Here is a 25,232-nt window from a genome sequence, read left to right on the forward strand (position 1 = left end):
CTTAGCACTTATTTTGCTTGCAGCCACTTTTGTACCGACTCGGCCAGTTCATCCGGATTAAATTTTGCGATAAAGTCATTAGCCCCGACTTTTTTAACCATTTGCTGATTAAATACACCGCTTAACGACGTATGCAAAATAACATGCAGGTTTTTAAGTTGCGGATCAAGCCTTATCTCGGCGGTGAGGGTATAACCATCCATCTCGGGCATTTCAATATCAGAAATCAGTAAGCCAATTTTTTCAGTGACTGAATTCTGACAGGATTTTGCTACCTGTTGTAAGTACGTCAATGCTTCACGGCCATTGTTTACCAGATGCATTTTCACCCCAAGCCCTTCCAGCGCTCTTTTAACCTGATTACGCGCCACGGTAGAGTCGTCAGCAATCAAAATCAGCCGATCACCGAGATCGCTGCTGATGGTTGCCGTATCCACCTCAGTGCTTATTGTTGTCGGCGACGGCGAAATTTCTTCCAGAATTTTCTCTACGTCCAGGATCTCAACCAGCTCTTTGTCTATTTCTGTTACTGCAGTCAGATAACTTTGCTTGCCGCCCGTGCCTTTTGGCGGCGGCATAATCGCTTCCCAGTTAATATTAATAATTCGCTCAACTGAACTAACCAGAAAACCCTGCACCGAACGGTTATATTCAGCAATGATAATAAAAGCAGTACTGAGATCTGCTACCGGCTGCCCTCCAGTCGCCAGACTGAGGTCGATAACAGAGATTGTCTGGCCCCGGACATGTGCAATACCCCGAACATACTTATTCCGCCGGGGGATCGCCGTTAACGCTGGGCACTGCAATACTTCTCGAACTTTGAAAACATTAATACCGTAGCGCTGCTGGCCATTCAGTTTAAACAGCAGTAACTCCAGCCGGTTCTGACCGACGAGCTGAGTACGCTGATTGACGGAATCTAAAATGCTGGCCATAAGCCACTCCTGTTACAACATTCTGGCGCTATTATTGCAGCAACGTCTGTGGCGGTAACACTTTGACGCAGCCAAAGTAGACTGTTTCGGGCACCTTACCGGTAAATCTGATCCAGCGCCCTGACTTTAATATAATTTAATTATCCGGCAATAGTATAACTGTTAGCCAATAAAGCATAGCTGAAACCATATGATCAAGTACGATAAATTTTATCCGGCACTTTTTATCTTATTATTTTTTATCAGTAATCTGACGTTGGCAAATCAGGCCGGCTTGCATCAGTACAGCCCTGAGCAACTTACTGAAATGACAGAACAATGGCTCAAAAGTGAGCTTGATATAACGCCTGACAGTTCCATCGAACTGGATGTGACGCCACTGGATAGCAGGATTGGCGATAAAATTTGTACCGATAAGCCAGTATTCAACCGACCTTACAATAGCAATGGCCGCCAGTTCACCGTTAATATAAGTTGCAGCCAACCAGGATCCTGGCAGCTGTATTTACCAGTCAAAGTCACTGAAGTGATTGCAGTGGTAACAATCCGCCAAAATATTGCTACAGGAACGGTGATAACCGCCGATATGTTACAAATAGAAGATAAAGCGCGTCGGTTTGTCCGGGGTAATCTGGTTAGTGACCCGCGTCAGATAGTTGGCGCCCGCAGCAAACGCTCGCTTAACAATGGTCAGCTTGTTACAATGCAGGATCTTTGCCTTGTCTGCCGCGGAGATGTTGTTACAATACTGATTGATAACAGTGGGCTTAGTGTATCAGCCAGCGGTATTGCAGAGCAGGATGGCACCCTGGGTGATACCATAACAGTACAAAATCAGCAGTCTGGCAGGAAAATTCAGACAGAAGTGGTTGCTGTTAATCAGGTAAGAGTTAAATTTTAAAAAATAAATTAAAGTTTTTTAAAGCTCAGCCGTTAACCTGAACATAGGGAACTGGTTTAAGGTAAAGAGGTTCTATCATGGCGATAAATATCAATAACCTGCAGAATGCATCTCAGGTAAAGAATGACAAGGTTGATCAGAATGTACAGCGGCAGCAAACTGCTGTGCAGCAGAATGCTACGCAACAGGCAACCCAGCAAGGTGCTGCCCAGCGTCAGGATTCAGTATCTATAACACCGCAGGCTAAGCAATTTACCAAGTTGCAGGAAAAAGCCAATGCAGCCAGTGGTGTTGATCAGGAAAAGGTTGAAAAAATTAAGCAAGCAATTGCCGAAGGCAAATACAAGATAAACGTTGAACAACTTGCCCGCCGGATTATGCAGTTCGAAGGTGATTTGTTTAATAAATAATGATGAACAGCCAGTTTGAACCTCTAAACTCCCTGCTCGAACAACAGCAAGCGCAACTTAAAGCGCTGCTGTTGCTATTGCGGCAAGAACTTGCCGCAATAGCCGCCCGTGATATAGACACCATTACCCGCATTACCAGCGAAAAACAACACCTGCTAAACGAAATTCAGACAACCGACTCTACTATTGCATCTAGTGATTTATTGCAGTCAGCGCGCGAGCAAAGCTGGTTTGAACAGAGCATCAGCAATCTTGATGCCGTATTAACTGATTGCAAACAGCAAAATGACGTTAATCAGCTGACGCTGGAGCAAAGCCAGCTTACTTTGCAACGTCTCAAAACAGAGTTGTTGTCTGCCAGAGGGAAATCCGGTTTAACCTATACCAACAAAGGCAAACCCACGGTTGACAATATGGGTAAAGGCATCAAAGCCTGAATAAAAGTTGGTTTTTTTATGCTTTTGCCTGCTTGCGGCCAGATTAGTAATAATGGATGCTTTTTATTTTCTGACGCGGGTAAACATTCTGGTATAAATGATATACCTGTTCAAAGTCCAGCTCTAACTCCGTAATGTAAGCATCGTCTATCGCGTAGGTTTTTACGACTCGTGCACCACGAATTATACCTTGCACAGACGTGCCAAACTGATCATTACCCGCTACCATTGAGCTGACGCTATTACGGCTGTCAATTCTTTGACCGTATACTTGTTCAGCTAGCTCACGATAAGCTTCCAGTTTTGAAGCCCGCATTGCCAGCAATATTTTCTGACTGTCTGACTCGCCAGGTTGTAATGAAATAGGCGCCATACCCACCGCACTCAGTAACGGAAATGCGTCCGGCTTTACCGCAGCATACTCAATATGCTTATCAAATATCTGGCTGCAACTGCAAAGAAACAGTGCTGAAAGTGTGATAAAGACTCGTTTCATCATAAGGCATCCATCGTCAGAACTTAAACCGGGTTTACAAACGCTCTATTCTATCTAGCAAATTTTGCGCCACCTTATTTTGCAGGTGTTGCCTTTCCGGATATGTCGACGTCAGACGCTTATTTCATCAGTACATATCGCAAAGGCACAGTTTTTGCTTTAACTAATAGTATTGATGGCACTTTCCACTTATTTGTTGGCGATTTATGAAACTACAAATTATAGCCAGTACCTGCTGCTTGATGCTGTTAACCGCACCTGTCAGTGCTAACTGGTACGAAATGACAGGCCAGGCGGCAATAGAGCAAGGTGATGTTTCCGCTGCTAAACAAGCGGCAATTGCTGATGCGCTGGAACGTGCGGCATTATTTGCCGGTGTCAGGGTTACCAGTCAGCAACAGCTTGTTGCCGGAGTAATGCAGCAACATCAGCTTAGCCTGGATAGCAGCTCAGAGATCAGGGAAATACGGTTATTACGTGAAAACATTGGCGGCGACTTTGTTACTGTCACCCTGCAAGCCGAAATTTTATCGCAGCAGCAAAGCTGCAGTGGAATCCAGCAAAAGAAACCTTTGTTGCTGGCCCAGGTTGAACTTGGCGCCCGGCGCGATGCGGTTCATGGTCAGTTATTTGAGCTGGACAAAAATGCTACAGCACAGTTATCCCGTCATTTGCAGGATTACAGCCCGGCTGTCGATGTCAGCACGGTTGACTACAGCATCCAGCCGGCATTGATGACAGACAGTATTAATCGTCAGTTATTCAGCGACGGTCAGCAGTTCGTGCTGGTGAGCCAGATCACTGATTTATCACTGGGCAAGCGTACCAGTCGTTTTTGGCAGGATGAGCGCTTTGAACGTTATTTTGCGCTTGATGTCTCTCTGTATGACGTGTTTAACCAACAACGGGTATTTCAGCAGCAATATCGTACACAGGCTCTGTGGAACAACGAATTATCAGTGGCAGGTAGTCACAGCCAGCAATTCTGGCAACAACCATTCGGCCAGAAAATTGATACCATACTGAAAGCTGTAGCAAAGGACGTACAACAATATACCCAATGCCAAGGCTTGCTGGCTCAGGTAAGCCATATTGATCAGCACCAAATTGCTATTAACAAAGGCAGCCGCCAGGGCTTGCAATTGGGTGACAGTGTAACAGTAATGCAAATTCAGCGCTTTGCCGGCAAAGATGGCCTGGAAAAACTGCATAAAAGCCCGGTAACGCTGAAGATTACCGAGGTCAGCACCGATAATGCCTGGGCCAGTGCCAGCAGCCCTACCCTGTTAAGTCATTTACAAATCGGGGATTTAATAAGCATAAATAACTCAGCCATTTAGCGGACGTAAAAGATACAACAGACATTAAAGCGGTAAAGCGTTTTAGCATTCACTTAAACCATTTATTCTGTTAAACTTTCGCGCGTTATTCACTGCTTACTTGCCCTATAGTTAAATGGATATAACGGCCCCCTCCTAAGGGGCAGTTGCAGGTTCGATTCCTGCTGGGGCAGCCACCAAGGCGTTCAGAGTGGTTCGGCAAGGTTTGATAAGGTTCAGCAAAGCCAATAAAAATAAGGCTTACAGTTGATCTTGTGGTTCAAGTTAGTTCAATATAGTTCAACGGGAACCACGATTTTTGATACTACGGATGATACTACAGCCCTCTGTAGTGCAAAGCTGTAGTATCATAAGGCTAAAAATGGCAATAAAAACAAACCCATTAAGCGACACGGAAGTACGCTCAGCGAAGCCAAAAGATAAGCTTTATTCGCTGTACGATGGCGACGGTTTAGAACTTCGGATCACTAAGGCTGGCAGTAAAAGCTGGCTATTCCGATACAAGCGACCGCACATTGGCAAAACAAATTACATTAAAATCGGATCTTATCCTGAAACCTCATTGGCTCAGGCCAGAAAGCTGCGTTCTGAATACCGTGAACTATTAGAAAAAGACGTTGACCCGCAAAAGTGGATTGATGATCAAGCTGGCAGGCGGCGGCGTGAAGTTAGCACCACACTTAAAAACGTGGCTGAAAAATGGTTTGCCGTCAAATTTACATCAGTTTCTGAAAGGCACTCACTGAACATTAGCCGATCGTTTGAAACGCATCTATTCCCCAAGCTTGGCCACTGCCCGGTTGGTGACTTAACCGCGCCCGATGTTATCGACGTACTATCGCCCCTGGACGCAGCTGGCCGCAGTGAAACCATTACCCGGCTATGCCAGCGACTGAACGAGCTTATGACCTGGTGCGTAAATACCGGCATATTGAAGCACAATCCGTTGGCCGGCATTAAGGCTGCGTTCGCCAGTAAGAAACCAACCAAGATGCCAACCATTAAGCCGGAGCAGTTGCCGGAGTTAATGAAGGCGCTAAGCTTCGCCCAGATACGGGTAATGACCCGCTGCTTAATTGAATGGCAGTTGCACACTATGGTTCGGCCATCGGAAGCGGCACAGGCCCGCTGGGATGAAATAGATTTACAGCAAATGCTGTGGACCATACCGCCAGAACGGATGAAGCAAAAGCGCGAACACCAGGTGCCGCTAACACCACAAACCATGGCGCTACTGGATTTTATAAAACCAATAAGCGGCCGGTCAGAATACTTATTCCCAAGCGAACATAACCCGGGCCAACCTACCCACTCAGAAACCGCTAACAGGGCACTGCAACGCATGGGTTATGCTGGCGTATTGGTTTCGCACGGCTTACGTGCACTGGCCAGCACCACGCTTAATGAGCGGGGTTTTGATGCGGACATTATTGAAGCCGCGTTAGCGCACCAGGACAGGAACCAGGTGCGATCGGCATATAACCGGGCAACTTATTTGGAACGCCGGCGTAAGCTTATGGAATGGTGGAGTGATCACATAGAAGAAGCGGCCACCGGCAAGATGGTTATGGGTGGCAAGAAAGGGCTTAAGGTAGTTTAGGGAGCGAACAATGGCACAAGAGCATAAAGCAACAATTGAAAAGCAGATTGAAAGTTGGGGTGCAAAAAAGCATTTAGTAAGCGCCAAAGAGTATGAGGATGTGTTAACCCAGGCAATGATCGATTTGATTGAAACTGATCGTCATGATAACAGCGATAAAAAATCTGCATCTGAATTGGTCGCGTATTTTAAAGCTAACGCATCCAATAAAAGCCAAAGTTATAGAGAAGTAAAGCAGAAGTACATACTGGCTTTAAATCATTGGGAAAAAGCACTGGATGCTGATGCCAGATTTTTAAGAGCAAACAAGAAATTTAATGTGCAGGCTGTAATAACCAGAATTTTTACTACCTTAGCTGTAGGCTTCAGTATCATGCTGGTTTACTGGGTGGCGCACTGCATTGGTATACCAATGCCACTAATGAGAATGCCAGGTTAATCCAACAATTGTTTACTCGAGCACAGGCACTATATTGACATGGTAGGGGTCGGTGGTTCGAGTCCACTAGGACGCACCAAAAATTCTAATAAAAGCAGCGCCTTATCGGCGCTGTTTTTGTTTAGGCTTTACTTGTATAAAAATATTATCAAAATTTTATAAAAATACAGTAGTGCACTGTATAAGCTTTTTCAGGGCTTTAGGGATGCAGCGTTAGCAATATTTCCACTTCCATACCCGGGCCTGCTATTACCACGCCTTTCGGTTTTGCTGCGGTAAAAATAATTACTTTTCCATAGTAGCCAGCTGGCCTGGCGTTTAAGTTACCTGGCTGAAACTCTACTTCATGGTTGTTATCGCCGGTTATGTTTGCAGGGATGCGGGATCCGCCGGCTTCGAACTCTGCGCCGGTGGCACCAGCACCAGTTAAGTTGTAGGGCTCGCCGTCTTTATAGAATGCAACCCGTTCTGCGTTGTCGCGGCCTTTGAATGCTACTATTTCCATTGTTATACCCTTTTCGCTGATAGTTTGCCGCTAACAAGCTGGCCGCTTAGGTTTTGTTTTACTACCATGCCGGTTAAGCCGGTATGGCGTAGTTCTGTAATGATGCTGTCGCCTATGTACTCTGTTGTGGCCACGCCGTTACGTAACACCCGCACCACGCCGCCGGTTTCAAAATCCTGCGCTTGCAGCCATTCGCTCATGGCCACAGCATTTACTATGCGCTCAGTGCTGCCGCCGCTTACATGTTCCTGAGCGTTGGTAAATTCGTTAATTGATTCAGTAATAGCGACAACGCTGCGGATCTGAGCTGCTGATCCGCTTGCCTCGTGGTTTTGGATCTCGATAAAGGTAACTACAGCCTGGCTGGCGGTAACCCGGCCAACTACGCCACCTGATTCGTGCAGCTGCTCGTTAATTTGATCATCGATATAGTCGGTTACTGCTACTACACCACGAACCGTTGAAACAACGCCGCCAGAGCTAAACGATTGCGCGTTTAATGATTCTGTTTCAGCAGACACATCCCTTATTTGGGCTGCAATACCGGATGTATTAAAAGCCTGGTTGTTTACTGATTCGCTGGTTGCTGCAGTGTTGCGAATTACTGCGACGCTGCCAGCAGTGTCAAAAATTTGATCGTTAACTGCCTGCGAAGTGGCGACTGTAGCTCTTACAACACCAGCACTACCTCCGGTTTCAGCCGTTTGTTCGTTTGTCACAGGCTCTGCTGTTACCGTAAAGTCACCAACTGACGCACCGTTAACATAGCTACGATAAACAAAAGATCCGGTGCCGGTTGATGCAAAAGAGCCATCTTCATTGAATTCGTCAACTGTTAACCCGCTGACACTGATAAGTTCCCAGCGCACTTCGTAACCAGCAACACCACCATCGTTTAATAGCGGGCTGCCGCCGTTCTCGCCGGTTGTGGGCAGCTCATTAAACGGTACACCCAGGCCAGCGTAGTTGCTGCTCGTCCAGCCACTTGCGACTAACTCACCACCGCTATACCAGCTCATACGGCAGCCTTAGCAGGCATGCGCCCCATAGCCTGACTGGTTAATTTCCAATCAGCTTTATAATTAACAGCCGCAGTTAATGCTGCATCGGTTACTGTAAACTGACCGTTTGCATCTGTGCTCAGGCCCGTTGCAACCAGAACCAGACCGTGTGTTACCGGGTCATATAGCGCAACGTAATCCAGTGGTTCATTTGCCAGCAAGCTATTTAGTTCGCCAGTGGTGTCTTTTAGTGGCTCACTTACAAATGTGGCAGTAACAACCGGAGTTGCATCAGTCGTGAAGTTGCCAACAGCTGACCACGCGCCGGGGCCGGTGGCATTAACTGCCCGGACCTCTACGGTGTAGGGTGTTTCAGGAGTAAGGCTTGAAAACTCAAGCGGATTAGTCGGCACGGTCAGTGCTGATCCGCCATCAAACCTGAATTCAAAACCTGTCTGGTCGCTACCGTCATAGCTGAATGGTACTGTTGCTGTTGTATCAGTAACGGTTATTGTTCCGATGGTAACTGTACCTTGTGGCACCTGAGCAGCAGCATTAACCGTTACGTTAAACGCATTACTGTTTGCAGTGTTAGTGGCTGTATCAGTGCCGCGCATTATGACGCCAGTAACAGCAGCCTCTGTAGCTGTACCTTGTAACCGGCCTGCGCTGGTAATAGATAAGCCAGTGCCAGTAAGTGCAGTACCAACGTTAGAGTAAGTGAATGGGGTTTCAGTACCTGAATAGCGCCCTGCCGCCAAATCGACGTCAACAACATCGCCAGCGGTAAATGCCTGGTTTGGTATTGTGCCAGTGAATGATATTGGGGTTACTGTTGGCGCACCTGTCCAGGATGGGTTATTAAAGGTTGTTAAAGTAGCGCCAATTATATCGTCTGTTGCTGTTGTGCCTGTTCCTTCGTCAAGCGGGAATACAATACGATATGTAACATCAGCAGTGTTGGCAACAGTGCCGTTTGCTAACGCCTCAACAAAAGCCGAACTGAGGGTTCCGACAGAAATTTCATCAAGTTTTACAACCTGACTTAAAGTACCTTTGGAGAATCTATCCGCGCTGATATCGCCGCGCGACATGAAGTACCACGTTTGAGATTGTCCAAGTGTTGCGTTGCCGCCAACCAAGCTGCCGATATATGTGCGTACAGCAGTGCCACCAGCTTTGCAGTACCAAAAGTAAAGGTTGGCCGTGTCTTTTTCCAGCAGTAATAAATATTCTGTTGAGCCATCAGCAAAATCAGCTGGCATCGTTACTTTTGTAGAGTAAGTGCCATTTCTATTGATAGATATTTCGTTCGCGCTGGCAGTATAGAAAATGTTTGTATTTGTAGCGCTTAGCGCACCTGTGCTTATTAAGTAATGAAAGTCTGAGGCTTTTGACTCGAACTTATACTTAATACCAATAGCGCCATTATCCAGATTCATCGCTGCATTGGTAACAGTTGCATACTGGTTTACGCCGTCAAAAAATAAAGCCATTATTACCCCCTAAGCCGCTAATGGCTTATAAATCCATACATCGCCATTTTGCGAATGCTGTAGTCCGATAAAGCAATTCAAATCCGGTGCATATTCCCACTTACCGAAAATGCCAACACCGCTGCCACCATCAGCTGATAACTCGGATGCTGTTAACGGCACCGACAAACCAGCAGGTTCAACCTTTTCAATGTACCAACCTGTTGTTGGCGTAGGCTTGCCAGGTGGCGGAGTGAGGTAATAAAGAGTGCCGCCGTTGCCCCACAACACAAACTTGCCAAGCTGCTGATCGTAATCAATAGCCATCTTGTCGTTGTGGACGTCGTTCAGGTAATCCGTAATATCACCGGTAATATTGGAATAAAGAACGCGGTTATCATTGTTTGTCGGGCTAGCATAATCCAGATCCCAAAACACAAATGCAGCTGAGGTACCGCTATTGCACATTACAAATAAGTTTCGTTGATAATCAAGACCTCCTGGCAGTTCGCCGTTAGCGCCATTCCACGCCCTGCCAACCTTTGTTATAACGTCATCAGCAGGATCTTCATGAAACTCAACCCGGAATAGGGATTTTGCACCGCTTGATAGCTTAACGACATAAACAACATCGAACCCGCCTTCCTCACGGTAAGCGGTACAGCCCATCCTTGATTGAACTGATGAACCAAAAACAGAAGCCTGTCCAATTCCGTACCAGTCGCGTAACTGCCATGCATTTGCACCCGGTAAATCTACGCCAGCATAAGCGCCGGTTTTAGGGTTATCACCAGTACCACCGGCTACTAGGTTCTGGCCGGCTTGTGATAAGTCCAGTAAGTAAGCTCCGGCACGGCGCAGATAAGCATACCCGTTATCAGGGTCATACAGCTTAAGCTCGCCGCCATCGCCGTGCTGAGCGCCGCCGAAGGTGCAGAACTTATTCAGTATCGGCAGGTAAATATTATTATCATAAACATGGCTTGAACATGGCTGCCGGAAGCCACCGCAAATTGGTGTATATAGGCCAGTGCCTAGTGTCACATAATCAGACGGTAAGTAAGCAAACGACCACTCACCTAAATCTAAATCAAACTCGTAAATTGTATTATCTGATGTGTTAGCGTGCCCACCTCCACATAATATAATTTTCTTTCTGCGGGCATCATAAGCAAAGCCGCCCCAGGCCCTTATCAGCGCATCAGGTGATGCTTTGCCTGCTAAATATGGAGGCCGCAATTCAGGCTCAACCCATGATGTGTTAAAAGCAGTATTCAAGGGCACTTTGTACCAGCTATTTTCAGGCATGTTTGCAACTGCTTGCTGAATAACGCTCAGCAAAAACCGCCCTGCCGCAACCCTACCCTGCGCATTAACTGTGTAAAAATCATCAGCCATTTATTTAATTCGCTTAATGTCGTGCGTTAATTTCAAAAGGTGCTTCGGCCATATCTGGCTTATGCCGGCCAGTGGCCAGATGTGAGTTGCACCGCCGATAAGTTCGCTGCAGTGCCAGGCTGCTAAGTCATCCCAGGCCCGGCCGATCAAAATGCCTTTAATGGCTTTTTTGTCGTAAAGCGCACCTTTCTTGTCGTACATAAACCGGTATGCCTCAGCTAAATCGCGGCAGTAAATCCAGCCGGTTATTACCTGGTCGTAGCGGTTTAAAAAGTCATGCCATGGGGTTTCAACTACACCTATGCCACCCACTGCCTCAAGCACCGTTCTGCCGGGTGTTGGGCTGCCAATGTGCGACCACCAGCAAACTGTCTTTGCCTGAATGATTAAGCTAATAGCCCTGGTATTGCTGCGCCCATAGATAACCGGCAGTTGATCGGCCATGGCATGCCCCGTTGATAACGTTACGCCTGGTTAGCGGCCGTAATTTTGGTGGTGGTGGCTTTAACGGTGAAGCTGCGCGTTGGGCTGGCTTCGCCAGTAAAGTTACGTGGGGCGCTTGGTACTATGTAACCGAGGTAGGTGGTATCTTCAAACAAGCCAATAAACTGCACGTTCTGGTTGTTTGTAAGGTGCAGATCAAAAACCACATCAGCATTTAACAGGGCTTCTGATACACCTTCATTATCAACACCGGCGTTAAACACCGCAGCTTGGCGGGCATAGGGTGCATCTGAAAGCTCGGTGCCAGCAGCAGTATCACCAACGCCGGGGTTAGTTGAAAACAGTGCCAGCGTGTTTGCGGCGTTTATTGCGCGTGATTTACCTGCGTTATTTAGCATGGGTGTTGCTCCTGAAAATAAAAAAGGCCATCGATTGATGGCCTTGGTTTGGTATTTAATGGTTTGCGTTGTGGTTAAATTTCTATTTCGCTGTAAGGCAAGTTTGCTGCCTGGCCGATAATTCGCCCGCCCTCTATGTAAGCCTGGCTTGTTACGGCTACGTCTTGGCCCAGTACGTTTATAAAAGCGCCACTTAACAGCTGCACGGTACTGGTACCGTCGGCGTTGTGACTGGTAACTGTTGCAACTGTGCGCTGCGGGCCTGTGGTAATACTGAGTAAACGCCGGTAATTATTCATAGCTTCGCAGCATCCCTACGTTTTGGCGCACGGTTAGTTTGCCATCCGGGCTGCGCTGGGCGCTTATTTGCAGGCTGTCGACCAGCGCTTTAAATACATTGGTTTGCCAGGTAACACCGAGTATTAACCCGGGCTGGCATGGCGGTAGCAAATCCATTATTGGCAGCACCAGTGTAATTGAGTCTTTATTTCCGGACTCAGCCAGTTCAGCTGTGCCGCGCTGGCGGGCTGCTAATTCAGCGGTGATCAGTGCTTCAACTACTTCTGGCGCCAGCTTATCGCCGGCGGTACCGGTTCGCCGAACGCCTACTGAATTTCCTTGCTGTTCGCCCCGCACAATAATTTTATTAAATAGCGGCGATTTTGCCGGCTGGCTGCTGTATTGCAGTATTACATCGTCGTGCACTGCAATATCTGGCGTAGCGCTGTCTATTGCCCAGGGTGTTACCGGCCATAGCGGTGCTATGTATAGCGTTTTGGTGGCGCCGTCGGTGTAGATCATAGCGCCAACGGCGGCAGCAATTTGGGCTATGGCTTCAATGGGTGTTTTATTCTGGTAGCTAAACACGCCGGCTGGCACATTGAACTGCGCCGGGCCATAGTCAAGCGACCAGCCAGAGGCACCTAATTCATCGGTTACCAGTGCTGCAATACCTTTTGCTGTGGCGTTACTGTAAGAACGCGGGGCGGCATTGGGCGCAGCTAACTCTGCTATGTTGCTGCGGCCGGTAACGGTATAAGTGTTTTTACCGAAGCGACTGCTTACGCTGGCATCTTCTGCGAGGCCAAAAAATTCATAGCCGTTAATAACCAGCTTAAATTCCTGCGGGCCTGGGGCAAACAGCAGATCCTTATCGCCTTTACTGCCACATACCAAACTAATATTGGCGCCCCACTGGCTGCGGCTTATGCCATAGCTGGCGCTAATTATATTTACTTCCTGATTATCACTTACGCGATAGCAGCGTAACGCTGGCTGCATAATGTAGCTCCTGCGCCGGGGCGGCGTTATCGGTTTGGTTATGTCGATTGTGGGTAGGTCTGGCATTGGCCAGATAAGCCCGCCGCCATTGTCCAGCACACAAATAATCGGGTTGTTAGCATTGCTAAAGCGCAGCGTAACCGGCCCGCTGGTGTTCTCGCCTGGGTTGTAAAACCGCAGGGTTATTTTGCCACGGGTTGGCCGGGCGTCGTTGCTGCAAATATAGCTTGGTGGCCTGGGGCCATAGGGCAGCGTGTAGCCCCGGATCAGGTCGGGCTTGTAGTTGTAAAATACATCAATAAACTGCTCTGTTATTGCAGTGTGCCGCCAGTGCTGGGCGGTTTGCATTGCGTAAAGCGGCAGTGTTGGCAACCAGGTTGTTTGCAGCTGCTGGCTTACAATGGGCCAGTTTTCCCAGCTGGTTTCAGCTTGCGTTATAAGCAGCTGGTAGCCACCCCAGTTAACCGATAAGTGTTGATCCACAATCGGCCAGTTACTGGACCAATCAACCCCAGCTTGCTGAGTAACCAGCCGGGGCGAGCTTTGCCACGTTGAGTAAACCAGCTTTATGGTTACCGGGTTAGAGGACCAACGCACGTTTACAGCTTTAGTAATATCGCCACTGGCCCAGCTGGTTTTGAACGCCCGATTAATTAAACCTGCCCTGCGGCTATAAGGTGCCGAAAACGCCATTATAAGGTTCGGTTCCAGAATAACAGCCGGCGGTGCAATGCCAAACCTCAGTATTACCGGGCTGGTTGTATTATATGCCCGGTACTGAAACCTGAGTGTTATTGCTGTCATAGTGCTGCAGTCATGGATTAAGCGTTACTAAGCGGGCGTCTACCAGCTGCGCCTGCACTTTGTCATTGCCAGTGACGTAATGCAGTGGTTCCCCGGCATCGTCGATGATCAGCACCATCAAGTTGTAATCGAAAGTGTATTTATACGGCACGATTATTTTAGCCGGGTTGGTTGGTGGTACTACACCATGCCATAGTTGAGTTAAATCACCTCGATCCATCACAGCGTAACGTTCTGCAGCAGGGTCAAAATCAAGTTCAATCAAACCCTGATTATTTGCTCCCGGGCGGATTTCAGCTACCAGAGAAAGGATCATTCCACTCCCCCAGCTTTATCATTAAATGGCATGGGCCTCTATGAGAATTTCTTAAAAGCCAATAATCATCACCATTAATACCTATAATTTTTGGCCATGGTTCTAATCTGTAACCCATAGCAAATGAATCGTAAAACCCGGGCAGAACTCCTCTAAATAATGGTGAAACAACACTGTTAGCTAAAACAACGCCATTAATATCTTTGCTACCATCTGCAGTGGAACTGCTGAGCATAAAAATCATAACATTGACAAGAGCATGCTCACCTAAAGGCTCCCCAGCAAAACCAACGTCACCGCTAGAACCGCCATTAATACCAGAAAGTTTAATAGTGTAGCTAGAAAAGGCGGCTGCATTGTCTGCATTGTATATTTTTATTAATGACTGAGAGGTGCCGGGTGGTTGAGAACTCCAAAAATCAAGAGTTTGAGTAAAAGATGATGCATTTGTAGTATCTCCGGCAGATCCGGTTGTGGCAATGGTGATGAATCTACCTGTGTCATTTGGAATTCTTGAAAAGAAATCACCAACAAAAATGGTGGGGTTATAATAACTGTTAGCGTTTTCACCCATAGGCGCTGCATTTCGACTAATGAAAAAATAAAATGCGGTAGCTGTACCAATTAAGGCCCACTTATCCATTCTATTATCACCAGTAGCATTTATAGTGGCAAATGCATGTGTCCAACCTTGCTTTACTAAAGTGCTTATATCAGTCATTGACACGGCATGTGTGATACGCATTAAAGCGTGGTTAGCATCCGAGTTATCGTTACTGTAAATCTTTGTGTAACCTCCACTCCCGCCTGCCGCAACATTATTGCGGAATGCCGCCGCCTGATTTACAGGATCATAAAATGGCCGGGTCCACCCCAGTGGCAACTGGGTACCATAACCGTCTACCAAACATTTAGTTAAGATATTAATTATTTCACTTGGTTTACCGTCTACCAACTGCGGCGCACCCGGATCATCCCATCTAAATACTGTTACTGGCTGTGCCATTTATTACTCCTGAATTCTTCATGCAGTAAGGGTTACTGAGCATTGCCACGGAAGTGCAGCCGGATTGAGTCTTGTTCTATGGCGCTATGGCCAGCAGCAACTGAGCGCAACAATACAGCTGGCCGGCTGGCCGCTACGGTATTGAAACGAAGCACATTACCTGGTTGCCAACCACCGCCCCAGCCTAATTCCCGAATAATAAAGTAAGGCTGGTTGGTTGCCGGGTTAATGGGTGCAAAGTCGTTAAGCGTATCGCCAGTGGCAACCTGGCCCACGTTTTCGCCAATGCAGCGGAATGACGTTGTGCCAATAAAATGGATAGCCCAGCGCTCGTTAATGGCGCTTTGGTTCTCAAGCTCTACTGGGTAACTTATGCTGTTGTAGTTAGCCGTTGCAGGGTTGCCCTGTATGCTGTCGATAAAACTGCCGTTCCATGTTTCCTGGTCAAAGCTATTGGTTACCCGTGCCTGTAAATCACCAAGCTGCTGCACACTGCTTACTATGCTGCCGGCAACAAAAGTACCCTGCAATGGGCTGGCAATTTTTAACTGGTTTTGCTCTACACCTGTAACCAGGGCCAGCTCGCTAAGCGTGTCGATTAACTCAAACGGGGGCGTAAAGCCACTAACAGCAACAATGGTTACTTCGCCGGTGTCTTTGTCGTATGCGTAGTTTTCATTAAGTGGGTGCCACAGGCTTACGCCTTCGCTGTCGACAATATCAATAAAGCTGTTGGGCCGGCGGGCAATAGTTTGTGCCGGGCTTAAACTTGGATACTGCGCATACTGATTATTTGCCACGGCGATAACACCAAATGGCCGGAAGTAATCAATAGCGCCACCGTTCGGTAGGCGCAGTGGATTAATGCCGTACAGGCTTACTGGCGGCACCAGTTCTACAACTTCATCGATGTTGTACTGCAGCGTGCTTAGTTTTACTGGTTCTGAAAAACTCAGTGTTACGACGTTACCGACAATAGTACCGCTTACGCTTGTGCCGGTAACATCGCCGGCGGTGTCACCACTAGCGGTTAGTAGCCCGCCGCTTACACGCTGAACCGCAATGTAAAAAGTATCTGCCAGCACCTGGTTAAATGGCAATACAAATTCAGCGGTGGTGGCAGACTCGCCCGCCGCTGCGTCGTTTTCCAGTAATGCGGTGTATTCCAGTTCGCTGTAGCCGTTGTAATAGGTTGGCGTGCCGTCAACCAGATCAATTATTACGGCCAGTGTTACTGTAGTGCCTGTTATAGAGCTGGATATTCTTACTTCAAACCGGCTCGGGTCATCCGGATCCTGCTGCAAGGTGTAGCGCTCACTATCGGAAGTCCTTAAGGCGCTGCCAGAAATAGTTAGGGGCTGCAGGGTGTAGCCAGCCGGTATTGCATCGGGAAATGTGTAAGCAGAGTAGCGGTTTGTACTTAAATACAACACCTGTACGTTTGTTCCCGCATCTGGCATGCGGGTTAATGAGAAATCCAGCTGGCCATCGGTAACGCTGGCATTATTAAAGCGCTGGACATAGCTTTTCCCGACGGATATATACTGCACTTCAAAGTCGGGGCTTGGAAATGCATCTGGTACTTCCAGGCTATAAGAAACACCAACCGCAGGGATATTTACCTGTTTACGTATTAAGCCGCTTTCGGCTTCAAACGGTTTGTTTGCCAGCCGCTCTGTTGCTTCGGTTATTTGCGGTGTAACCCTGCCACCAGTATTAACAACTTCTAAGGTAGTTCCTGTCGCATCTGTGGTTAATGTTGTTACTCCGTGGTAAGTAACCCCGGCGCCGGTTGTGACGTCACGCAATACGGTGCAGCGGGTCTGACCGTTTATTGTGCGGCCGCGACCAGGCGCTGGCAATGGCAGTGGTGGAGCAATAGTTATAGCGGTAGCACCAATATCGGTTACTTTAAAAAAGTGCTGAAACCTTGGCCAGTTGGCATCTTCGCTTCCGGTATATTCAACGCTGATCACGTAAATGGCGCCAGTACGCAGTGTAATTATGGATTGCTCACCTGCGTCTGCCGCACCTTGCTGTAAATCCAGTGCGTTTAACTGGTCTTGGCCGGCTATCATTTCCGACATGCCGCGGCGCAGCGTAAGGCTGGCCACTAAGCTGCTTTCAATGGCGTTTACAATTTCTGCCCGGTCGCTGCCATCGTTAATTGCACTTGATTGCACCAGCATTACGTTTACCAGCGGATCAATCGGGGGCTCGTTTACCATAAGATGGCCGTCTTGCAGCAGTTCGGTGGTTGCTGTGCTTACTGACGGGTATACTTTTACAATATCAACAGCTGACTGGGCGTGATCAATATCGCTGATATTACCAAACACTTCATTCAGCTGGCCGTTTAGCACTTCGTTAGCAGTGCGCTGGCCGCCGGCGTCAGCGTTCTGGGTCATGCGTTCAGATTTAAATATTTTTAAGTCGCTGCGTAGCATGCTGAGCCCTTTTAAACAGTAATAAATTTAAGTTGCACGTTAACCATGTTGCTGTTGGCCGTGGGGTAGGTTTCGCGGCGTAGCGGCTGGGCGCTAACCGGATCTCCGCTTTCGTAATCCCACATAACAGTTTTAACGGTGGTATCTGGCAGTGTTATGCTGAAGCTTTCCAGACCTAACCTGGCATGCGCCAGTAATGCATCAACCACCGATTTTTTGATCCAGAAATTGCCGCTATTCAGGGTTATGGGTTCGCCGGCTTGTTGCTGGGCCAGTTCAATTAACATAGCCCCGCTGCCGACATATTCTTTACTGGCTACAAAGCCGGTGTAGTAGGCGTCGGTGCGCTCAAAATCGTCGGCAACTTCAATGGTGTCGATGATCATAATGATGTACTCCGGGCGCGTTCTACCTGCGACAAAAAGCGGGTTGCTTCGTTATTTTCCATGTCTGCCCCAAAGCTGTTACCGCCAATATCCAGTACCAGGCGCACGGTTTTAACCGGGCCACTGTTGCCGCTTGGTTGGCTACTGCTGTTATTAAGTGCACTGCCAGGGGCAATGCCTGGTGATTCAGTGGCTGGCCGTGCTATTGGGGCTGTTGACTGGTTAGCGCTCTGCCCGCTGGCTTGCTTTTCGGCTTTAAACTGGTTGGTTTTAATTTGGTATATTTCTTTAGCCAGCCGTAATGCTTCTTTCGCTGCAGCAACTGATTGCTGATCGCCAGATTCCTGCGCCTGCTTCAGTTTCGCCTGCAGTTCTGCAACTTGTGCTTCGTACCTGCGCTTCTCTATCGCGGCCTGGTTGTTGTTAAGGCGGTCTATTTCATCTTGCAGGCCCTGCACAGTGCCTTGCAGGCCATCGCGGAAACTAAGTAAGCGCTGCTCGGCGTCGGTAATAGCACGGCGCAGTGGTTCCAGCTCGTTAGCCCCAAGCCTGCTGAACTGTATGTTCATCTGGTGGCTAATGGCATTAAGCTGGCGCATGGTTATTGTGCCGCTTTCTACCTGCTCGATGTATTTGCGCATAGTCAGCGTTTCGCTGATTATTTGCTTTTCGCGGGTAAAGGCTTCGTTGCTGGCCCGGGCCAGCTCTACCCACCACATGCTGGTAACACGCTGGTTAATTCTTATGTAACCGGTAAGCTCGTCCATGCGCTTGTTAAGATCGCCGGTAGACTTCTCGGTTAAATCAAATTCCGTTTGCAGGGCTTTCTGGGCTTCGGCCAGTAAACTGGTGTACTTTTTGGCTTCGTCGGCATCATCAGATAGGTTCTGCAATGCAACGGATTGCCGTTCAACAGATTCAGTTGTGTTTTCTACTTGCTGCCCAGTTTGTTGTTGCTGATCACCATGCTGTTCAGTTTGGTCGCCAGCGCCACCCATTAACCCCTGCAGGGCCTGAATAAGTATTAGCTGGCGGTTTAGCTGCTCGTTGTAATTCGACGCACTGATAGCACCAGCTTCGTATGAATTAGTTAACCGATCCGCCTCACGCTTTGCTGTTTCTAAGGCTTGCTTAACGGCAAAGTATGTTTTGTTGCTAAGCTCCTGCACTTGTTGCAAGGCCTGCTGTTGCAGCTGCAGCCTGTTTTGTGCCTCGAGTAAGCCCTCAGTTGCAATCCGTTTTTGCTCAGTGGTAGAGGTACTACTTTCTAAAATGTCCTGATAGCGGCTAACAGCCAGCAGTGTTTTGTCTATTTCTTTACGCAGCACACTAACACTGCGGCCCTGGGCGTCGGAAAACTCAACAGATAAACCCTGCTTTTTAATCAGGTCATCAAGTGCCAAGCCCAGACCCAGCTCTGCAGCTTCTAACCGCATTACTTCCGGCACTACGCCTTTGGTGGCTTCGGTTACTTTTAATGATGCTTCAGCCCACGCGACATAGGCCTGCTCTACTTCGTATGCTGATAACTGACCTGCGTCGGCCGCTTCTTTAATTGCTTCGTATGATGTGCGGGCGGTTTCTTCAATACTGCGCAGGCTGTCCAGGGTAACAATGCCAGATGCGGCAATGGCTTGCTGCAGCTTGGCCTGCTGCTCAATACGGGCTTGCTCGCGCTGGGTTACATAGTCGTTGGCAGCGGCCTGTTTGGCGGCGTTATCTACTACGGTTTTAGTAACAGCATTGCTGGATGCGGCAACGGCATTGGTAATGCCATCCCATGCTGTTTTAATGTCGGCTGCGTCTTGCTCGAACTGCTTAAAATACGCATCAGATACCGCATTAATTGCGCCGGCCTGCTGCGCAAGACTCTCGGCTATGTTATTAGCGCCCACAAAATCGGCCAGCGTTCCCCACGACTTAAGCATAAGGGAAATAAACTTGGTAAAGGCAGATGCTGTTAAGAACATGGCCGATGAAAGGCCATTAAACAGAATTTTAATGGTGTTGGTAATAAAACTGATTGTACTGATGAAGCCGCTAATGTTAGCGAGCATGCCGTTTAGGCCTTCGCCGGTAGTTTTAACAGCAGAGCCGATAAACTCGGCTATTTTATCTGCGGCCGCTTTAAGGGTGCCGTCTGCTGCCATTCGCTCGAACTGCTGGTTAACGGCGTTAAGCTGTTCTTTCAGCGCGTCCATGGCGCCTGATTGCGAGATCAGCACATAAAAGCGGGTAATATTGTCTCGCAGGTTAGACACCAAACCTGTCATGGTTTGCATGCCCTTCTGGGCTTGCCCCTCTGCAGCCCGGCCAATTTCGTCTATCAGCTGTTTCATTACATCGCGGCCCAGCTGGCCAGCGCTGCTTAATTTCTGCAGTTCAGAGGTATTTTTGCCGGTTACGTTTTCCAGCAACTGCCAAACAGGCACGCCACGTTCAATTAACTGCAGTATTTCTTCGCCCTGCAGCTTTTGCTTTGCCCACGCCTGGCCAAGCGCTAAAGATATGCCTCTTACCCGTTCGTAGCCGCCACCCAGTTTTTCAGACTGATCGATAATGGCCTGCATGGTTCCGTCCATCGGATCCAGACCAAAGTTCTTAAGCCTTACAAAAGACTCGGTAACCTCGGTTAGCTGCAGCGGGGTTTTCCTGGCAAATTCTTCAATCCAGGCGCTGGCCTGCTCGCCGGCCTCGATGCTGCCCATTACGCCAGTTAACTGAATTTTCAAACGGTCGAACTGATCGCCCGCAGTAAATATGTCGGTAATGGCGGTTTTAATACCCTGCAAGCCAACATAAGCACCAGCAAATGCCAGTAGCCGGCTGGTTAATCCGCCAAGCGACGAGCCGAAAGCGCCGGTAGATTTAGTGGCGTTGTTTAGTTCAGCGCGTAATTGTGCAAGGCGGCTGCGCTTAGCCAGCAGTTGTTCTGTGCTTTGCTTAACCTCGTTTTGCAGGCGGTTTTGTTCAGAAGCCAGGTTGCGGGTGTCGATGCCGTTTTGCTTTAGCTCGGTTTTGCTGCGGGTTAGCTGGCTGGTAAGTTTGTTGTATTCGGTTTGCAGCTGGTTGGCAGAGCGCCGGGCAGCCGATAGGTTTTCTGATTGCTCTTTAGTGGCTTTACCGCCAGAGTCCATTTCACGGGCAAGCCGGGTTACTTCTGCCCGGGCGCCAGCAAGGGCTTTTTCGGCCTGTTCTGCGTATAACTCTAAACCACGGGCCCGCGCTAAATCAGCCTGGGTTTTCTCCAGTTGCTTAAGTTCGGTAGATGCTTCACGGCTTTCAGCCTGCAGTGATCTGAGTTCTTCCGTTGCCTTATTGGCCGATGGGCTGAATAAGTCCTTACCCCGGATAACCAGATCAATGAATTTTTGCTTAATTGACATTCAGCACCTTTTTGCGGGCAATAAAAAACCCGCCGAAGCGGGTTTGTCTTATTAAATGGGTTCTACAGTTTGTTGTATTCGGCCCGGGCCTTTTCTAACTCTTGGTTGGTGGCATCTATTCTGGTATTCCAGATGGTTGTTGCCGCTACAATCGCTGAGTTAATTTTATCTTCGTGCAGTACGCCGTATAAATTCTGCACGTAACGGCCTTTTTCGCTATTGATCTTCGCTACCTCAGCGTCGCGCTGTCTGGCCTGCCTTTCTGCCTGGCGTTCAAGCCGTTTTATTTTTGCGTCCAGATCACGTTTTTTAATGTTAACGCCGATCCTGTCGAGCGTTTCACTTGCCTTTATTGTTGCAGCGTTTTGGGCCGGAGCGGCGGCATCAGCAGACGCCGGGTTAACCACGTCGATAGTTACCGCTTCGGCATCATCACCACAAGGCACCTGGCTATAGGTGGTTTGGCCGTTGCTTTCGCACTTGTACACCTGCGCCTGTGCGGTAAATGCTAATAGCAACGCGCTGGCTAATAGGTATTTCATGGGTTTTCCTTACCGTTATTTACTGTACCCTTTTACTATAAACAATAAACAGGGGTAAGGAAACGTGAAACCCTGCTGCTGTTACACAGCAGGGCTTAATTACATAGCTTTTACTGTTAGGTCATCACCGCTTGCCAGAACTTAGATTTGCCGATGCCTTTGGTATTGTCTGCCAGTAATTGGCCTGCAACCGTAACGTCTGCAAATTCTGTAGTAATGGCACTAACACCGGTTGGTGACGGCTTCCAACGATGGCAGCGAATTAGGCGGCGCTTACCATTGCGGTCATTAAGGCCGTCGATAACAAGCGGACCTTCTTCACCGAAGGTTACCAGAGCTTCCAACAAATAAGACGCTGGTACAGAGTAGGTAACCAGTATTACATCAGACTCTGCGATCATGCTGGTTGGTGGCACAATAATACCAGCCGCACTTACGATGTAGTTAACTGTGCCATCGTCTGGATCAATGCGCGGAATTTCTACCGGCGTAGGATCCGTATCATCAGTAACAGTTACTGTAGCGTTTACATCAATCATAAACTCTACATCAATAAGCCGATCATACGCAGTAACCGTTAGCGGCTCACCGGTTGCTGATGAACCTTCACGCATTGTAACTGATGCGGCATTTAGCAATGCAGTATTGGCAATGTTCAAGGTTGTCATACCGACTGATACGTTAACAGCGGTTATGTTGTCGTCGGCGTCAAAGTTACCGCCACCCCCGCGATAGTTTTGTACTACCTGAGTGTCGACTTCATAAGTAATTTCGGCAGATGAGCAGTTGCCCAAATCCCGGCCTTTGTAATAAAGGATGGCGGAACCTTTAAAGGTTTCCGTAATTTTCTCTGGCATGGTTGAATCTCCGGTTTAAAGGTTCTGACTAAAATTTGTGGTCAGCACAATAGAAAGGCCAGCATATGGCTGGCCGGGTTCAGGCTCGATAAATCTGGCTTCTCTACCCTCTGTTGGTGTTGAGGTAAGAAGCGTGCCCCACTTAGCAAAGCGGTCTGGCTCGCCTTGTGGAGTAACGGGTTTAAATAGAGCGCGCCGGGCAATTAACAGATAAGTTTTCATCCGGTCGCTTAATGTTTCTGGTTCGTCACCTTCAACGTCGATTATCTGAATATGAAAGCTGGTTGAGTCTTCCAGCGTTACATTAGACGAATGGTAAGCAGGTTGGCTGATAGCGGGTGCAATACACACTAACGGCCATAATGTGTTGTCACGGCTATAAATTGCAGGCCAGCCTTTCTTTACTACGCCTGGCACCTGCTCTGTTTCAAAAGCAGACTTAAGCCTGGCGATGGCTTCATCTTCAACTAAAGTGGCCTGGGCAGTTTCGCTCATGGGTTAAATCGCTCAATGAATGCGTTAAATAATTCGTCGGGTGTGGGCTCTACATCGTCGCGCACTGATTGCCATGCCTGGCTTACTGATGGCCCGTGTAGCACCTCAATAGCGCCTTTGCCTTTACCAGTTCGCATGGCCAAGCCGGTAACGCCGTTTTTAAGGCGCATAAAAAAGCCACGCTTTATGGTTTTGCGTGGCCCGCCTGCTTTTACCTGTACTGATACACCGGCGTTTTTGCCGTCTGTGGTAATTTGCTGGCCGTCGAAGCGGTTTAGCAAAATGCCGCGGCTTTCTGCCGATATGATCACTTCTAATTTTTGCGGGTTAGCCCGGCTTCTTACTGCAATGTTTTCGCTGATGTAACTGCGAGGCAGGTTTAACTGCCGACCAATTTCGTCAATAGCCCTGCTGCGGGTAGCCGTTGCCGCCTGGTTAAGCGTTTCGGCCAGGGCGCGTTCTGCAGCCTTTGGCATGTTGCTTAACCAGCTTATGGCGTCGGGTACGGTGTTGCTCATTTCAGGTACCAGTACACAAAGTTGCTGTCGGTTTTGGCGCCGCGGGCAACTGTGCTTACATCGGCGGGCTGATCAAACCGGTACCAGTTGCCGTTTTTGTCACGCAACCAGTTGTTAATTTTAATAAGGGATGCAACGGCTATATCCAGTTTTACTATTTTCACATCGGCATTTAATGCCGTGATTTCAAACTGATCAGCTTCCTGCACTCTGTTCAAAAACACGCCATAGGTGCTTTTGATGAATTCTGTTTTAGTGGCGGCGAACAAGTCCATTTGCTCGCCAAACTGCTTAAGAACGACGCCCTTAACGAGCGCCGCAAATGGAGCAAAGCGTGACACGCTAAGCCCTTACGCCAACACGAACCGGCGAATTGCTTCTGGCCGGGTGCAGAAGTAGAACGGGTTAGATTGCGCTTCACCACGAATACCTTTGCCCAGATCAGCCAGTTCTGTTTTTGCGTAGAACGGCAAGCCCAGAGTACCTACGGTTTCAACGTAATCAGCCGGGGCGTTATGGCCCATTAATAAGCCTGGCGCCATTGGGATAAGGTAAGCCATGTCGGTTGGTATAAATGGCACTTCGGTACCATTAGCGCCAATTACACTAGCGTCGTAGGCGAACGCCGTAACGTTGTGGAACGACAGGCCATCTGTCATGTCGTTTACCAGGTCGTTACTGTTGCCATTCTTATTCTGCAGGCCTTTGGTTACATCGTCTGCCTGGCTATACGCATCGAAGAACGCAGGGCCACACATTAACATCCAGCGCTGGACAGTTGCCTGACCCAGCTTTTTGCGGGCCAGTGTTTTTGCAGCGGTTAGCAGTGCTTTAGCATTTTTGGTAGCGGGCGTGTACTCAACTGGTGTGTTAGTAATGCCGAATACTGCATCCAGATTTACCAGTTCATCGCCATTGCCGTCTAACACTTTGCCGGTAATAGCACCTGCGCGCATTAGTTCGCGGGTGGCTACTAAGCGGTTACGCGCATGCAACAAGTGCTTGTTAACGACCATCTGAATTGATTCAACTTCAGATTGCGTACCGAATGCCCGGGTGTTGGTGATTTCATCTGCTTTAATGTTAAGCGGTACTGGCAGGTGCACCGTGCTTAACGTAATTTTCTTACGCTTGGCTTTGCGCTGGCCCTGTACTGATTCGCCACGCTCACCCGGCATTACCAGGCTTAATACTTCGCCATCATATTCCAATTGGAACGTGGTGGTGTTAATGCCTGATTCGGCAAACAACTGCAGGCTAGCCAGCAGGGTTGGCGCTGATTGCGCTTCGTTAATTGCCGCTGTCAGGCTAGACACCTGAAAGTGTTGATCGGCCATAAACTGTTGTAAGTTCATACTGTAATTCCTTGATTAGCGGATTTTTGCAATAAAAAAACCCGCTAATAGCGGGTT

27 protein-coding genes and 1 tRNA gene are annotated in these 25,232 nt (G+C 48.4%); 7 read left to right on the forward strand and 21 right to left on the reverse strand.

Features of this window, described 5'->3' with window-relative positions:
* Window positions 1-8: 8 nt before the first annotated feature.
* A complete protein-coding gene (locus KQY15_RS02150; protein WP_217666782.1) occupies window positions 9-938 on the reverse strand; it encodes a chemotaxis protein CheV in 930 nt (309 codons plus the stop codon).
* A gap of 190 nt (window positions 939-1,128) precedes the next feature.
* Between KQY15_RS02150 and flgA the strand changes: the two genes are divergently transcribed.
* The 3 genes from flgA (at window position 1,129) to flgN (ending at window position 2,686) form a co-directional block, all read left to right on the forward strand.
* Complete coding sequence (flgA, locus tag KQY15_RS02155; protein WP_217666783.1) at window positions 1,129-1,839, forward strand: flagellar basal body P-ring formation chaperone FlgA; 711 nt, start codon at window positions 1,129-1,131, stop codon at window positions 1,837-1,839.
* Between the two features lie 77 nt (window positions 1,840-1,916).
* Entirely contained in the window at window positions 1,917-2,249 is a 333-nt protein-coding gene (gene flgM / locus KQY15_RS02160; protein ID WP_217666784.1) for a flagellar biosynthesis anti-sigma factor FlgM, read from the forward strand.
* A 2-nt stretch (window positions 2,250-2,251) separates the two neighbouring features.
* The gene (gene flgN / locus KQY15_RS02165; RefSeq protein ID WP_217666785.1) at window positions 2,252-2,686 is read left to right on the forward strand and encodes a flagellar export chaperone FlgN; all 435 of its coding nucleotides are present in this window, start codon (window positions 2,252-2,254) and stop codon (window positions 2,684-2,686) included.
* 43 nt (window positions 2,687-2,729) lie between these two features.
* Here flgN and KQY15_RS02170 read toward each other — a convergent pair whose 3' ends face one another.
* Entirely contained in the window at window positions 2,730-3,185 is a 456-nt protein-coding gene (locus tag KQY15_RS02170) for an LPP20 family lipoprotein (protein WP_217666786.1), read from the reverse strand.
* A 203-nt stretch (window positions 3,186-3,388) separates the two neighbouring features.
* On the opposite strand from KQY15_RS02170, the gene KQY15_RS02175 reads away from it, so the two are divergent.
* The 4 genes from KQY15_RS02175 (at window position 3,389) to KQY15_RS02190 (ending at window position 6,561) form a co-directional block, all read left to right on the forward strand.
* Window positions 3,389-4,522, forward strand: a complete 1,134-nt coding sequence (locus KQY15_RS02175; RefSeq protein WP_254795388.1) for a flagellar assembly protein T N-terminal domain-containing protein — start codon at window positions 3,389-3,391, stop codon at window positions 4,520-4,522.
* Between the two features lie 101 nt (window positions 4,523-4,623).
* Window positions 4,624-4,698, forward strand: a tRNA-Arg gene (locus tag KQY15_RS02180).
* Between the two features lie 185 nt (window positions 4,699-4,883).
* A complete protein-coding gene (locus KQY15_RS02185) occupies window positions 4,884-6,122 on the forward strand; it encodes an integrase domain-containing protein (protein WP_217666787.1) in 1,239 nt (412 codons plus the stop codon).
* A gap of 10 nt (window positions 6,123-6,132) precedes the next feature.
* Window positions 6,133-6,561 carry a hypothetical protein gene (locus KQY15_RS02190; RefSeq protein WP_217666789.1) on the forward strand — a complete coding sequence of 143 codons (429 nt, stop codon included), beginning with the start codon at window positions 6,133-6,135 and terminating at the stop codon, window positions 6,559-6,561.
* Window positions 6,562-6,760: 199 nt separating this feature from the next.
* On the opposite strand, the gene KQY15_RS02195 is transcribed toward KQY15_RS02190, so the two are convergent.
* From KQY15_RS02195 to KQY15_RS02285, 19 genes are all read right to left on the reverse strand, one after another.
* Window positions 6,761-7,066 (reverse strand): hypothetical protein, encoded by a 306-nt coding sequence (locus KQY15_RS02195; protein WP_217666791.1) that lies wholly within the window; start codon window positions 7,064-7,066, stop codon window positions 6,761-6,763.
* Between the two features lie 2 nt (window positions 7,067-7,068).
* On the reverse strand, window positions 7,069-8,085 hold the full coding sequence (locus KQY15_RS02200) for a hypothetical protein (protein WP_217666793.1): 1,017 nt from the start codon (window positions 8,083-8,085) through the stop codon (window positions 7,069-7,071).
* On the reverse strand, window positions 8,082-9,563 hold the full coding sequence (locus KQY15_RS02205; protein WP_217666795.1) for a fibronectin type III domain-containing protein: 1,482 nt from the start codon (window positions 9,561-9,563) through the stop codon (window positions 8,082-8,084). The genes KQY15_RS02200 and KQY15_RS02205 overlap by 4 nt, the downstream gene beginning before the upstream one ends.
* A 9-nt stretch (window positions 9,564-9,572) precedes the next feature.
* Entirely contained in the window at window positions 9,573-10,850 is a 1,278-nt protein-coding gene (locus tag KQY15_RS02210; protein ID WP_217666797.1) for a hypothetical protein, read from the reverse strand.
* 90 nt (window positions 10,851-10,940) lie between these two features.
* Window positions 10,941-11,384 carry a hypothetical protein gene (locus KQY15_RS02215; protein WP_217666799.1) on the reverse strand — a complete coding sequence of 148 codons (444 nt, stop codon included), beginning with the start codon at window positions 11,382-11,384 and terminating at the stop codon, window positions 10,941-10,943.
* A 20-nt stretch (window positions 11,385-11,404) separates the two neighbouring features.
* On the reverse strand, window positions 11,405-11,782 hold the full coding sequence (locus KQY15_RS02220; RefSeq protein WP_217666801.1) for a phage tail fiber protein: 378 nt from the start codon (window positions 11,780-11,782) through the stop codon (window positions 11,405-11,407).
* Window positions 11,783-11,856: 74 nt separating this feature from the next.
* Window positions 11,857-12,081, reverse strand: coding sequence for a hypothetical protein (locus KQY15_RS02225; RefSeq protein ID WP_217666803.1), 225 nt, complete (start codon window positions 12,079-12,081; stop codon window positions 11,857-11,859).
* Window positions 12,074-13,867, reverse strand: a complete 1,794-nt coding sequence (locus tag KQY15_RS02230) for a hypothetical protein (protein WP_217666804.1) — start codon at window positions 13,865-13,867, stop codon at window positions 12,074-12,076. Before KQY15_RS02230 ends, KQY15_RS02225 begins: the two co-directional genes overlap by 8 nt.
* 10 nt (window positions 13,868-13,877) lie before the next feature.
* A complete protein-coding gene (locus KQY15_RS02235) occupies window positions 13,878-14,183 on the reverse strand; it encodes a hypothetical protein (RefSeq protein ID WP_217666806.1) in 306 nt (101 codons plus the stop codon).
* Window positions 14,161-15,189: a hypothetical protein gene (locus KQY15_RS02240; RefSeq protein WP_217666808.1), complete on the reverse strand. Its 1,029-nt coding sequence runs from the start codon at window positions 15,187-15,189 to the stop codon at window positions 14,161-14,163. The genes KQY15_RS02235 and KQY15_RS02240 overlap by 23 nt, the downstream gene beginning before the upstream one ends.
* A gap of 32 nt (window positions 15,190-15,221) precedes the next feature.
* Window positions 15,222-17,636: a hypothetical protein gene (locus tag KQY15_RS02245; RefSeq protein ID WP_217666809.1), complete on the reverse strand. Its 2,415-nt coding sequence runs from the start codon at window positions 17,634-17,636 to the stop codon at window positions 15,222-15,224.
* Between the two features lie 11 nt (window positions 17,637-17,647).
* The gene (locus tag KQY15_RS02250) at window positions 17,648-18,022 is read right to left on the reverse strand and encodes a hypothetical protein (protein WP_217666810.1); all 375 of its coding nucleotides are present in this window, start codon (window positions 18,020-18,022) and stop codon (window positions 17,648-17,650) included.
* Window positions 18,019-21,408, reverse strand: coding sequence for a tape measure protein (locus KQY15_RS02255; protein WP_217666811.1), 3,390 nt, complete (start codon window positions 21,406-21,408; stop codon window positions 18,019-18,021). Before KQY15_RS02255 ends, KQY15_RS02250 begins: the two co-directional genes overlap by 4 nt.
* Before the next feature lie 62 nt (window positions 21,409-21,470).
* Window positions 21,471-21,950 carry a DUF4124 domain-containing protein gene (locus KQY15_RS02260; RefSeq protein WP_217666812.1) on the reverse strand — a complete coding sequence of 160 codons (480 nt, stop codon included), beginning with the start codon at window positions 21,948-21,950 and terminating at the stop codon, window positions 21,471-21,473.
* 116 nt (window positions 21,951-22,066) lie between these two features.
* A complete protein-coding gene (locus KQY15_RS02265; protein WP_217666813.1) occupies window positions 22,067-22,807 on the reverse strand; it encodes a phage tail tube protein in 741 nt (246 codons plus the stop codon).
* Window positions 22,808-22,822: 15 nt separating this feature from the next.
* Window positions 22,823-23,302 carry a hypothetical protein gene (locus KQY15_RS02270; RefSeq protein ID WP_217666814.1) on the reverse strand — a complete coding sequence of 160 codons (480 nt, stop codon included), beginning with the start codon at window positions 23,300-23,302 and terminating at the stop codon, window positions 22,823-22,825.
* Window positions 23,299-23,820, reverse strand: a complete 522-nt coding sequence (locus tag KQY15_RS02275; protein WP_217666816.1) for a phage tail protein — start codon at window positions 23,818-23,820, stop codon at window positions 23,299-23,301. The genes KQY15_RS02270 and KQY15_RS02275 overlap by 4 nt, the downstream gene beginning before the upstream one ends.
* Window positions 23,817-24,161 (reverse strand): hypothetical protein, encoded by a 345-nt coding sequence (locus tag KQY15_RS02280; RefSeq protein ID WP_217666818.1) that lies wholly within the window; start codon window positions 24,159-24,161, stop codon window positions 23,817-23,819. The genes KQY15_RS02275 and KQY15_RS02280 overlap by 4 nt, the downstream gene beginning before the upstream one ends.
* A 9-nt stretch (window positions 24,162-24,170) precedes the next feature.
* Window positions 24,171-25,175, reverse strand: coding sequence for a major capsid protein (locus KQY15_RS02285; protein WP_217666820.1), 1,005 nt, complete (start codon window positions 25,173-25,175; stop codon window positions 24,171-24,173).
* Between the last annotated feature and the right edge of the window lie 57 nt (window positions 25,176-25,232).

This window comes from Arsukibacterium indicum (genome assembly GCF_019100565.1).
In the GTDB taxonomy this organism is placed as follows: Bacteria; Pseudomonadota; Gammaproteobacteria; order Enterobacterales; family Alteromonadaceae; genus Alishewanella; species Alishewanella indicum.